This is a genomic window from Anaerotignum sp., assembly GCF_017483025.1.
In the GTDB taxonomy this organism is placed as follows: domain Bacteria; phylum Bacillota; class Clostridia; order Lachnospirales; family Anaerotignaceae; genus Anaerotignum_A.
On the sequence record NZ_JAFUMA010000010.1, the window covers coordinates 1 to 12,794 of the forward strand.

Annotated in this window: 11 protein-coding genes; all 11 read left to right on the plus strand. The window is 47.7% G+C overall.

The features are described 5' to 3' along the window. A partial coding sequence (locus tag IJ369_RS00460) for an efflux RND transporter periplasmic adaptor subunit (protein ID WP_290714684.1) occupies positions 1-1,581 on the plus strand: 1,581 nt, incomplete at its 5' end. 4 nt (positions 1,582-1,585) lie between these two features. Continuing rightward, entirely contained in the window at positions 1,586-2,326 is a 741-nt protein-coding gene (locus IJ369_RS00465) for an ABC transporter ATP-binding protein (RefSeq protein ID WP_290714686.1), read from the plus strand. Further along, entirely contained in the window at positions 2,323-3,516 is a 1,194-nt protein-coding gene (locus IJ369_RS00470) for an ABC transporter permease (RefSeq protein WP_290714687.1), read from the plus strand. Before IJ369_RS00465 ends, IJ369_RS00470 begins: the two co-directional genes overlap by 4 nt. A 10-nt stretch (positions 3,517-3,526) precedes the next feature. Next, a complete protein-coding gene (locus IJ369_RS00475) occupies positions 3,527-5,356 on the plus strand; it encodes an S-layer homology domain-containing protein (RefSeq protein ID WP_290714690.1) in 1,830 nt (609 codons plus the stop codon). A gap of 129 nt (positions 5,357-5,485) precedes the next feature. Continuing rightward, complete coding sequence (locus IJ369_RS00480) at positions 5,486-5,686, plus strand: hypothetical protein (RefSeq protein WP_290714693.1); 201 nt, start codon at positions 5,486-5,488, stop codon at positions 5,684-5,686. Continuing rightward, entirely contained in the window at positions 5,683-6,696 is a 1,014-nt protein-coding gene (locus IJ369_RS00485) for a LacI family DNA-binding transcriptional regulator (protein ID WP_290714695.1), read from the plus strand. The genes IJ369_RS00480 and IJ369_RS00485 overlap by 4 nt, the downstream gene beginning before the upstream one ends. 85 nt (positions 6,697-6,781) lie before the next feature. Then, the gene (locus IJ369_RS00490; RefSeq protein ID WP_290714697.1) at positions 6,782-8,107 is read left to right on the plus strand and encodes an ABC transporter substrate-binding protein; all 1,326 of its coding nucleotides are present in this window, start codon (positions 6,782-6,784) and stop codon (positions 8,105-8,107) included. 127 nt (positions 8,108-8,234) lie between these two features. Next, positions 8,235-9,086 (plus strand): carbohydrate ABC transporter permease, encoded by an 852-nt coding sequence (locus IJ369_RS00495; protein ID WP_290714699.1) that lies wholly within the window; start codon positions 8,235-8,237, stop codon positions 9,084-9,086. Continuing rightward, the gene (locus IJ369_RS00500) at positions 9,086-9,946 is read left to right on the plus strand and encodes a carbohydrate ABC transporter permease (protein WP_290714701.1); all 861 of its coding nucleotides are present in this window, start codon (positions 9,086-9,088) and stop codon (positions 9,944-9,946) included. Before IJ369_RS00495 ends, IJ369_RS00500 begins: the two co-directional genes overlap by 1 nt. A 12-nt stretch (positions 9,947-9,958) precedes the next feature. Next, positions 9,959-11,458: a 4-alpha-glucanotransferase gene (malQ, locus tag IJ369_RS00505; RefSeq protein ID WP_290714703.1), complete on the plus strand. Its 1,500-nt coding sequence runs from the start codon at positions 9,959-9,961 to the stop codon at positions 11,456-11,458. Further along, positions 11,446-12,627 (plus strand): ABC transporter ATP-binding protein, encoded by a 1,182-nt coding sequence (locus IJ369_RS00510; protein WP_290714705.1) that lies wholly within the window; start codon positions 11,446-11,448, stop codon positions 12,625-12,627. The genes malQ and IJ369_RS00510 overlap by 13 nt, the downstream gene beginning before the upstream one ends. The last annotated feature ends 167 nt before the right edge of the window (positions 12,628-12,794 follow it).

Below are 12,794 nucleotides of genomic sequence, written 5' to 3' on the forward strand. Positions count from 1 at the left end.
GGCGGCGGAAAAGATGCCAGAGTGGAGGAGGAATATCTGACAGAAGAAGCCCAGAGAAGGGATATTGCCGAAAGCATTTCCGGCAGCGGCACCCTGGAGCCTGCCGATTCCTATACCATCACCACATTGGTGGAAGGGGATGTATTGTCTGCGAATTTTGAAGTGGGAGATGAGGTAGAGAAAGATGCAGTCCTCTATGAGATCGACAGTTCCGATGCGGCAAACAGCATCGAACAGGCACAGATATCCCTGTCTGAATCTCAGCTGAGTTATCAAAGAAAACTGGAAAATCTGGCAGACCTGAACGTAAAATCTCCTGTAAAGGGCACGGTAGTGGAAATTGCCGTAGATAAAGGCGATGAAGTAAAGGCAGGCGATACCATTGCAGTGGTAAGAGATGCTTCTTCTATGAGCATCAAACTACCTTTCCCCTCTGCAGATGCCAGCAGTTTTTATGTGGGCCAGAGAGCGGAAGTAACGCTGTATGGCTCCTTTGAAACCCTGGCGGGCAAGGTAACAGCGGTCAGCGGTGCGGATACCATTCTGAATGGTAATGTACTGGTAAAATACGTTACCATTGAAGTGGATAACCCCGGCGCCATTTCCGATACTCAGAAAGCAACGGCAGAAATCGGCAGCAGTGGTGCTTCTTCCGCAGGTACCTTTACATATAAGGAATCCCGCACGGTAACAGCAGCCGTCAGCGGCGAAGTCATTTCTATTCCTGTCAAGGAAGGGGATACTGTAGGGAAAAATGCTACACTGGTGGTTCTGGAAAGCAGCGATGTTTCTGATTCTGTTACATCTGCGGCAAATCAGGTGCGCAATTCTCAACTGTCTCTGGAAAGCAGGCAGGATCAGTTGGATTCCTATACGATCAAATCTCCCATCAAAGGTACGATCATCGAAAAGAATTTCAAGCAGGGCGATACGATCTCTGATGCAGGGGAAAGTCTTTGTACCGTTTACGACCTGTCCTATCTGAAAATCACACTGAATGTGGATGAATTGGATATCAGCAGCATTGAAGAGGGACAGAAGGTAAACATCACAGCCGATGCGGTGGAAGGTAAGACCTATGAAGGCACTGTCACAAGCATCACCATGATGGGTACAACTACCAATGGTGTAACCACATATCCTGTAGAAATTCAGCTGACGGAAACAGAAGGCTTGATGCCTGGCATGAACGTTTCCACGGAAATTTTGATTCAGAATGCGGAAAACGTGGTAGCAGTTCCCATTTCCGCTGTGGAAAAAGGCAATCGCGTTCTGGTAAAGGGTGGCGAAATTGAAGCCAAAGGCGACAATATTCCCGCAGGCTATGGCTATCGTGAAGTAGAAGTCGGCGTTAGCGATGATAGCTATATCGAAATCGTCAGCGGGATCGAAGAAGGCGAAAGTATTGCTTATATGCAGATTACTGCAGGAGACAGTGAAGAAATGACCATGATGCCCGGTATGGGCGGCGGTATGCCTGGTGGCGGAATGCAGCAGGGCGGCGGAATGCAAGGAGGCCCTAGCGGCGGCAATATGGGCGGCGATCGCAGTGGCGGTGCTCCCGGCGGCGGAATGAGGTGATCAGATGGAACCGATCATTGAATTTTGCGATGTTTCTAAAATTTATCCTATGGGCGATACCACAGTTATTGCAGCGGATAAGATCAATTTCAAAATATATAAGGGAGAATTCCTATCCATCGTCGGTCAGTCCGGTTCGGGGAAATCCACCTGCATGAATATCATCGGTTGCCTGGATGTTCCCAGCGAAGGGACATATCTTCTGGACGGCAGAGACGTTGGCTCCATGAATAAAGATGAACTGGCAGCCATTCGAAATGAAAAATTAGGGTTTATCTTCCAGCAGTATAATCTACTGCCGAAACTGAATCTTCTGGAAAATGTAGAGGTGCCCCTGATGTATGCTGGGGTGCCCAAAGAAGAGCGCCATGCATTGGCGCAGCAGGCATTGGAGCGGGTTGGCCTGGGGGATAAAACAAGGCATTTGCCCAATCAGCTTTCCGGCGGGCAGCAGCAGCGTGTTTCCATTGCCCGCGCGTTAGTTGGAAATCCTTCGGTCATCCTTGCGGACGAACCCACAGGCGCGCTGGATTCCAAAACAGGCCGTGAAGTGCTGAAAATGCTGCAGACTTTGCATAAAGAGGGCAATACGGTCGTTCTTATTACTCACGATAACGGCATAGCCGCAACGGCCCAAAGAGTCATCCGTCTGGATGACGGCAAGGTAGTCTATGATGGCTCTGCCGATGATCCGAAGGCTTTCGTACAGGCAAACCTGATGCTGGATGAGGAGGTGGAAGAATGAGTTTTTCTGAAACCTTTTTGCTGGCGTGGAAAAACATCATGTCCAGCAAGACCCGCTCCATTCTGACGATGCTGGGCATTATCATTGGTGTCACGGCGGTCGTTGTTATCATGGGGCTTGGCAACGGTATGGAAAATTATATGCGAGACAGTTTCAAAAGTCTGGGCACCAATACTATGACCGTCAATCTGATGGGCCGTGGTTCTTCTTCCAAAACACTGAAGGTAGAAGATATGGAAACCATTGTGGAAGAAAACGCCGATTATTTCGATTTGCTTTCTCCTACAGTCAGCGTCAATGGTACAGTAAAAATCGGTACAGACAGCATGGATTACACTACGGTAACAGGCGTTGGGAAGGATTATTTCGAGATCAAATCTTTGGAGCTGGTGAATGGGCGTCTGTTGCAGTATGTCGATGAACTGAAACGAATGAATACCTGTGTAGTAGGCAGTTATATCAATCAGACAATGTTTATGGGCAATGCCGTAGGGCAGAGTCTGAAGATCAATGGGAAGGAATTTACCGTTGTTGGCGTGCTGGATGAAAAGGCGGAAAGTGAAGAGAACAGCACCGACGATGCAATTTATATCCCTTATACCACAGCTTCCCGTATGAGCTATGGTTCTATCAATTCTTTTGTAGTGACGATGGTTTCCGAAGATACCGCTACACAGAGTAAGGAACTTCTGGAACAGGAGCTCTATGAATTTTATCGGGATGAGGATTCCTATATGGTATCCAGCGTTTCCGAAATGCTGGAATCTATGACAAGTATGACCAATGTCCTTATCACCGTTCTGGCGGTCATTGCGGGCATTTCTCTGGTGGTTGGTGGCATCGGTATTATGAATATCATGCTGGTCTCCGTAACGGAAAGAACAAAGGAGATCGGTATCCGTAAGGCTTTAGGAGCGAAAGAAAAATATATCATGCGCCAGTTTGTGACAGAGGCGGCAGTGACCAGCGCTTTGGGCGGCATCATCGGCATCATTCTGAGCTATATCCTGTCCTTTGCAGCGACTCGGGTTATCCGAAGTGTGATGGAAGCGGAAATGACCGTTTCTCCTACATTGTTCTCAGTGCTTCTGGCATTTGGCATTTCCGCAGGTATCGGTATTTTCTTCGGCTATATGCCCGCCAAAAAAGCGGCACAGCTGAATCCCATTGATGCTTTGCGTTATGATTAAGGAGGTTTGTATGAAAAGACGATTATGTATGATCTTAGCGGCAGCCATGCTCTGCGCTGCATTCCCGCAGATGACATTTGCTGCGGATTTTGCCACAGCCCAGCAGACAGTGAAGGCATTGGGCATCCTGTCCGACACAAGTTCTGCCACAGCGACCCGTGGGGAATTTGCAAAAATGCTGGTTTCCGCTTCTGAATATAAAGATGAAGTAGAGGAGGAGGGCATCAGCGCCCTTTACCCCGATGTGCCCAAAAGCCATTGGGCTTCGGAATATATCCGCGTAGCTGTGGAAAAGGGCTGGATGACGGGCAGTGTCAGCGGCAAATTCCGCGTAAATGACGGTATCCGCACAGAAGAAGCGGCGGCTTCTCTGCTGGAATTGTTGGGCTATGATCCTGCTTCTCTGGCAGGTACTTTCCCGTATGCTCAGATCTCTAAGGCGAAGGCTTTGGGGCTGGCAGATGGCATTTCCTTTACCAAAGGGGAGACCCTGACAAAACAGGATTGCGTTTACCTGTTTTACAATTTGATGAATGCAGATACAGCAACAGGTCAGAGCTATGCGGAAACGCTTGGCTACAGTATGAGCGGCGACACCCTGAATTATTCTGCAATCGTTTCCGAAGACCTGAAAGGCCCCTTTGTTCTGGAAACAGACGGCGGTTTGTCTGCAGTTGTACCTTTCTCTATCGGTGCTGTTTACAAAAACGGCGTGGCTTCTACAGCGGCAGAAGCGAAGGCTTACGACGTTTACTACTACAACGAAGGCATGCAGACCGTATGGCTTTATAGCAACCACGTTACAGGTACTTATACTGCAGCTTCTCCTAATGCAGTGGCTCCTGAAACAGCGACAGTAGCAGGCTGCACATACAAACTGGAAGCAGCGGCAGCATATAAACTGTCTACATTGGGCGATTATAAGATCGGCGACATCGTAACACTGTTGATCGGTATGGATGGCTCTGCGGTGGATGTAGTTTCCACCAGCGCATACAGCGGCAGTTATATCGGTATCGTGACCAGCACAGGTGTAACAAACTATGTCGACGAAACAGGCGTGGCTACAGTAGATGAAGTGCTTTACGTGACATGTACCGACGGTACCACAAGAACATTTACTGCTGACGATGACGATTATGAAGCAGGCGATCTGGTATCCATCACCTTCTCCGGCAGCGATTTCAACATCAAGGAACTGAATAAACGTACTCTGTCTGGCACTGTAAGCAAAGATGGTACAAAGATCGGTTCCCGTGAATTTGCTGATGATGTGAAGATCATCAATGTTTCTCAGGATGGTTCTGCAACACGTATCTATGTAAGCAAGCTGCTGGGCGTTTCCATCTCTTCCAACGACGTATATTATTATGCTGTGAACAACAGCAATGAGATCACCGATCTGATCCTGTATGATGCAGTCAGCGAGGGTAGAGGCTATGGTATCGTTTACTCTGTGGATGAATCTTATACTGGTGAAAAAGATGAAGATGGAGAAAGAGAAACACTTTATACCTTTAAGTACATCATGGATGGCGTGGTATATACTGGTACATCTACAAACAGCGTGAAGAGCGGTCCTGCGGTATTCCGTATGGTGGATGGCACATGGACCTATTCTATCAGCTTGCCCTCTAAGTCTTTGAGCAGCGTAGATTATCTGACAGCATACAGCGGCAGCACGAAGCTGGGTGTTAGTGAAGAAGTTCAGTGCTACATCAAGACAGACAGCAGGACATATACGAAGGTAAACATCAACACGATGGATGCTGAGAAATATTATCTGGAAGGATATACCTTTGATGATGCGGTAAGGATCATCATTGCACGGGAAAAATGATCCAAATCTCATAGAAAATAGCAATTAAAAGAACGGCTTTCTCAGGCGAAAGGATTCGAAATAGGACATTTTGAATAAAAAAACCTGCAGAAAGCCGTTTTTTCATCGAAAAAACAGGTGAAATTGCTGATGGTTGCCGAAATCGCTGTGAAAAATGCTGCAAAGATGAAGTTTGTTTTTGTTCTTCTCTACAAAAATGCACAAAGGGGGATTGACGGTGAGACAAAAAGTTGCTATCATTTATATAAAGTTTCTGGAAACGTTCCCGGTAACGTTTCTGGAAACGTTTTCGAAAATCTTTTTACGGAAGAAATGAGGTGCGGAGGATGACGATCAAGGATATTGCAGAGCGCTGCGGTGTGTCTGTCAGTACAGTCTCCCGTGTCCTCAATGACCATCCTGATGTCAGCGAAAAGGTGCGCGAAAAGGTTATGCAGGTGGTAGAGGAAGTCCATTATGTGCCCAATGGCAGCGCCAGGGATCTGGTAAAGCCCAAAAGCAACTCCATTGGCCTGGTGGTGCGTGGTGTCGGCAACCCCTTTTTTACGGAAGTCATCCGTTCTATCGAAAATGCGGTGGGGCAGGCAGGCTATACCATGATCTTCCATCAGATCGCCAGCGGCGAAGATGAACTGAGCGCAGGGGCAAGCCTGGTGCAATCCAAAAGACTGCGGGGGCTGATCCTTCTGGGTGGCTGCTTCGATTATTCCAAGGAGCAGATCGCAGTGCTGAAGGTGCCTTTCGTCTGCTGTTCCTATACCAACAGCTTTGGCGGGCTGAAGGAAGATGCCTATTCTTCTGTTACCATCAATGACCAGAAGGAAGCCTATAAAGCGGTGGAACTGCTGATCGAACAGGGGCATAAAAAAATTGCCCTGATCCTGGATTCCAGACATGACCATTCCGTATCAGAGCTGCGCTATAAAGGATATTGTCAGGCTTTGCTCGATCATGGCATTGAACTGGATGAAGAACTGGTGGAAGAAACGGGAAAATTCGATATGGAATCTGCCTATGGCGCTATGCACAGGCTGGCCCGGCGCAGAAAAGATTTCACAGCGGCTTTTGTTATTGCTGATTCCATGGCAGTGGCAGCTATGAAGGCTCTTTCTGATGAAGGCTGGAACGTACCTGAGGATTGTTCCGTCATCGCCATTGATGGCATTACCATGTCGACCTATACAGTGCCGACGCTGACGACCCTGGTGCAGCCGGCGGAAGAGCTGGGCGAACGTTCCGTGCGTATCCTGCTGGATATGGTAGAAAAGAAAGCGGGTAATCGCCATATGGAATTGGAAACATCCCTGAGAGAGGGCGGCAGTATCCGTAAACTGGATTGATTTTTATATCCTACGGAATATGAAAATATTCCGGGGGTATGAAGATATATTTTAAAACAATGAAAGAATGAAAGGGAGATGTAACATGAAAAGAGTATTAGCACTTATGATGTCTCTGGTTATGTGTGCAGGCCTGGCAGCATGCGGCGGCAGCACAGATTCTTCCAGCGACGACACAGCATCTGTGTACTACCTGAACTTCAAACCCGAACAGGATGCACAGTGGCAGGAACTGGCAGCAGCTTATACAGAAGAAACAGGCGTGCCTGTAACAGTTGTAACAGCAGCTTCCGGTGACTATGAAACAACTCTGATGGCAGAAATGGGTAAATCTGATGCACCCACACTGTTCCAGGTTAACGGCCCCGTTGGCCTGAAAAACTGGGCAGATTACTGCTATGACCTGACAGGCACAGATGTACTGAGCCAGCTGACAAGCGACTCTTTTGCTCTGAAAAATGAAGATGGTTCCGTAGCAGGTATCGCTTATGTAATCGAATCCTATGGTATTATCGCAAACAAAACTCTGCTGGCAAAAGCAGGCCACTCTGTAGATGAAATCACATCCTTCGAAACACTGAAGGCTGTAGCAGAAGACATCACAGCAAATAAAGACACACTGGGCTTCGCAGCATTCTCCTCCGCAGGTATGGATGGCTCCTCCGACTGGAGATTCAAAACACATCTGGCTAACCTGCCCATCTACTTCGAATATCAGGCAGACGGCATCGGCTCCACAGATGCGATCAAGGGTACATACCTGGATAACTACCGCGCAATGTGGGATCTGTATATCAACAACAGCACATGCGATCCTTCTGAACTGTCTGCAAAAACAGGCGATGACTCCAGAAATGAATTCCTGGCAGGCGAAGCAGTATTCTTCCAGAATGGTTCCTGGGAATACGGCAACCTGGTAGGCGAAGGTAAATTCGCAGATGAAGACCTGGCTATGATCCCTATCTACTTCGGCGTTGGCGATGAAGCAAACCAGGGTCTGTGCACAGGTACAGAAAACTACTGGTGTGTAAACAACACAGCATCTGAAGCTGATATCCAGGCAACTCTGGACTTCATGAACTGGTGCGTAACATCTGAAGTTGGTACAACAGCTATGTGCGGCGGCGAAGGCGCAATGCCCAGCGGCGCAGCAGGCATGGGCTTCGTAATTCCTTTCCAGGGTGCTCAGGAATCCACAAACCTGTTCGTAAAACAGGATGCTGGACTGACAGCAGCAGGCAAAACACCTGTATCCTGGAACTTCCCTACAATGCCCTCCGAAGAATGGAAAAACGGCGTTGGCTCTGCTCTGACAGCTTATGCTGCTGATCAGACAGATGATAACTGGGCTGCAGTTGTTTCCGCATTCGTTGACGGTTGGGTAACAGAATATCAGTTGGCAAACAATTGATTAGCTGGTAAACAATTCCGACTGAAATGAATTCTTACGAAAGATAAAGAGTGGGGAAGCGCATGCTTCCCCATTATTTTTGGCAAATATCCCTTACATTCAAAAAAGAAAGTGAGATGAACTACCCGTGGAAAAAACTTTAAAAAGGTGGTTTCCTATATTTGTAGCCCCCACGCTGGCGGCCTTTTGTGTAGGGTTTATCTGGCCCTTCCTGCATGGCCTGTATCTGTCCTTCTGCCAGTTTACGACAGTAGATAATGCGAAATTCACAGGCGTTTCCAACTATGTGAAAGCCCTGACAGATACATCCTTTATTGATTCCTTCTGGTTCACAGTTGCCTTCGTGATCGTGGCAACGCTGATCATCAATGTGACAGCCTTTGCTATCGCCCTGGCGCTGACAAAAGAACTGAAAGGCACAAATGTTTTCAGAACTGTATTCTTCATGCCCAACCTGATCGGTGGTATCGTGCTGGGTTATATCTGGCAGACATTGTTCAATGCCGTTCTGATGAAACTGGGCGAACCCCTGCTGGCGCTGAATACTCAGGCCGGTTACTGGGGTCTGATCATTCTGCTTTGCTGGCAGCAGATTGGTTATATGATGATCATTTATGTTGCAGGCCTGCAGAACGTACCTCCTGATCTGATGGAAGCGGCTTCCATCGATGGCGCGACCAGCTGGCAGACACTGCTGAAGGTAAAATTGCCTATGGTTATGCCTTCTATTACGATCTGTTTGTTCCTGACAATCACAAACGCATTCAAGCTCTTCGACCAGAACCTGTCCCTGACAGCAGGTGACCCCGGTCATACAACAGAAATGATGGCTCTGAATATCTACTATACATTCTATGCCCGCGCAGGCGCGGCCTGGAAAGGTATCGGTCAGGCGAAAGCGGTTATTTTCTTCATCCTGGTCGTTATCATTGGTTTGACACAGCTTCGTGCAACACGTTCTAAGGAGGTGCAGCAGTAATGAACAATGCGAAAAAATCCATGTGGAGCACTATTGGTACAATTTTCTTCTCTGTTATCTGCGTGCTGTACATGTATCCTATCGTGATGGTTGTAATGAACTCCTTTAAAAAGGAAACAGCTATCACCACAGCAGAAACATTTACACTGCCCAATGCGGATACCTTCGCGGGGCTGAAAAACTATATCAGCGCTTTAGGCGCCCAGGGCTTCCTGCAGAGCTTTGCCTACAGCGCATTTATCACCGTATCTTCCGTAGTACTGATCCTGCTGTGCTGCTCCATGTGTGCATGGTACATCACAAGGGTAAATACAAAGCTCTCCAAGCTGATTTATCTCCTGTGTGCCTTTTCCATGGTAGTGCCTTTCCAGATGGTAATGTTCACATTGTCCCAGACAGCGGACAGCCTGAATATTTTCGGTCTGCGCTTCAATACTCCCTGGACGATCTGCTTCATCTATCTTGGCTTTGGTGCGGGTCTGGCAGTATTCATGTTCTCCGGCTTTGTGAAATCTATCCCTGTGGAGCTGGAAGAAGCAGCAATGATCGATGGCTGCAACCCTTTGCAGACCTATTTTAAAGTAGTATTTCCGCTGCTGAAGCCTACGATGATCTCTGTAGGTGTTCTGGAGACCATGTGGGTATGGAACGACTACCTTCTGCCTACACTGGTTCTGGATATCAAGCAGTATCGAACCATTCCCATGCTGATCCAGTATTTCCGCGGCAGCTATGGCCGAGTAGAAATGGGCCCTATGATGGCTTGTATCGTTATGACTGTCCTGCCTGTCGTTATCATCTATCTGGCGGGTCAGAAGCATATCATCAAAGGTGTTCTGGCTGGTGCTGTTAAAGGGTAAGGAGGAATGGCTATGGAAAGAAGTTCCGGCATTTTGATGCCGATTTCTGCATTGCCTTCTCCCTATGGTATCGGTTCCCTGGGCAAAGCGGCCTATGATTTCATCGATTTTCTGGTGAAAGCCGAACAGAAATGGTGGCAGATCCTTCCCGTTGGCCCTACCAGCTATGGGGATTCGCCTTATCAGAGTTTTTCTACCTTCGCAGGCAACCCTTATTTCGTCGATCTGGAGGTCCTTTGCAAGGAGGGTCTGCTGGAACAGGCGGAAATCGATGCTGCCAATTGGGGCAGTGACCCTGCAAAGGTAGATTATGCAAAAGTTTACGAAAGCCGCTTTGATCTGCTGGAAAAAGCAAAACAGCGCGGCTGGGAAAAAGATGCAGAAGAAATTGAAAAATATACAGAAGAAAATAAAAGCTGGCTTCCTGACTACGCTCTGTATATGGCGCTGAAACGCAATTTCGGCATGAAAGCATGGACAGAATGGGAGGATGAAGACATCCGCCTGAGAAAGAATGATGCTTTGGCGAAATACCGTCGGGAACTGGCAGAAGATATCAGATTGTTTACATATATCCAGTATCTGTTCTTCAAACAGTGGAACGCACTGCGCTCCTATGCGAAAGAACAGGGCATCGGCATCATTGGCGATATGCCTATTTATGTGGCTATGGATTCTGCTGATGTTTGGGCAGAACCCCATTTCTTCCAGTTGGATGAAAAGAATGTACCTCATGAAGTTTCCGGTGTACCTCCCGATGCATTCAGTGCAGAAGGGCAGCTTTGGGGCAATCCTCTTTATGACTGGGATGCCATGAAAGCAGATGGCTATGGCTGGTGGATCAGACGCATCGACGGCGCATCCAAATTGTATGACGTCATTCGTATCGACCATTTCCGTGGTCTGGAAAGCTATTGGGCAGTGCCCTATGGCGATACCAATGCGAAAAATGGCCATTGGGTAAAGGGCCCCGGCATGGGGCTGGTCTCTGTGCTGAAAAACTGGTTCCCTCATGTTTCCTTTATTGCGGAAGACCTGGGCTATCTGACCCCCGAGGTACAGCAGCTTTTAAAGGATTCCGAATTCCCCGGGATGAAGGTGCTGGAATTTGCCTTTGATTCCCGTGAACCCAGCGACTATTTGCCCCATACCTACACATCCCATTGTGTATGCTATGTAGGCACCCATGATAATGAAACTGTGATGGCATGGAAAGATGCCGCAGCGGCCGAAGATATCACCATGGCGGTAAAATATCTGGGCCTGAATGAAGAGGAAGGCTTCCATTGGGGCATCCTCAGAGGCGGCATGAGTTCTGTTGCGGATCTCTTTCTGGCACAGATGCAGGATTTTCTGGGTCTGGGCGCAGAGGCCCGCATGAATACCCCCAGCACCCTGGGCAGCAACTGGCAGTGGAGACTGACGGAAGGCCAGATCACCGATGAATTGACCGAAAAGATCGCCGAAATGACGCGGCTTTATGGAAGGAGCAAGAAAAAATGGCAAGCGTAACGCTGAAAAATATCAAGAAAATTTATCCTCATGCACAAAAGCAAAAGAAGAAAAAAGGCGAGCCTGAAAAGAAATCCAATCTGAAGATCACAGCGGAAGGCGTTGTGGCCGTTGAGGATTTCAACTTAGAGATCGCCGATAAGGAATTTATCGTACTGGTTGGCCCTTCCGGCTGCGGCAAATCCACAACGCTGCGTATGGTTGCCGGCCTGGAAGAGATCAGCGGCGGCGAACTGCTGATCGATGGTGTAAAAGTAAACGATGTATCTCCTAAGGACAGAGATATTGCAATGGTATTCCAGAGCTATGCTCTGTATCCTCATATGACAGTATACGATAACATGGCTTTCTCTCTGAAAATGAGAAAACTGCCCAAAGAAGAAATCGACCAGAAGGTGCGCGAAGCGGCTGAAATTCTGGATATCACACAGTATCTGGACAGAAAACCCAAAGCCCTGTCCGGCGGTCAGCGTCAGCGTGTAGCCATCGGCCGTGCTATCGTTAGAAACCCTAAAGTATTCCTGATGGACGAACCTCTGTCCAACCTGGATGCAAAACTGCGTAACCAGATGCGTGCAGAAATCATCAAGCTGCGCCAGAAGATCGATACAACATTCATCTATGTAACCCATGACCAGACAGAAGCCATGACACTGGGTGATCGTATCGTTATCATGCGCGATGGTGTTGTACAGCAGATTGGTACACCCCAGGAAGTATTCGATCATCCTGCAAATAAATTCGTTGCAGGCTTCATCGGTATGCCTCAGATGAACTTCTATGATGCAGAACTGGTGAAAGAAGACGGAAAATATGCTGTTGTTCTGGATGGTGCAAAAGTGGTTCTTTCTGAAGACAAACAGGCAAATCTGGCGAAGAAGGATGTAAAACCCCAGTCCGTTACACTGGGTGTGCGTCCCGAACACCTGCTGCTGAAGGGCGATGCAGATAAGATGATCCACGGTAAAGTAGATGTCAGTGAAATGATGGGCTCTGCTATCCATCTGCATGTGGATGCCTGCGGTCAGGACAGCATCATGATCGTACAGATGAACGATATCCATGATGAAAATCTGGATTTCTCCATCGGCGCACCTGTTTCCTTTACCTTCCGCGGCAAAAATGTGAATATTTTTGATAAAGAAACTGAGAAAAATCTCGAGTTTTAATACTTCCTCTCTAAAAATTAGGTTACTCTTTTCTTAAATATAGCGGCAAAGTTTGTTGTGAGCGAACTTTGCCGCTTTCCCTTTTTGTTAAATATAATGAAACCTACTTGTAAAGTAGAATTTTGGATGGTATAGTATTTAAGAATGACAAATGTTTGCTTGAGGTG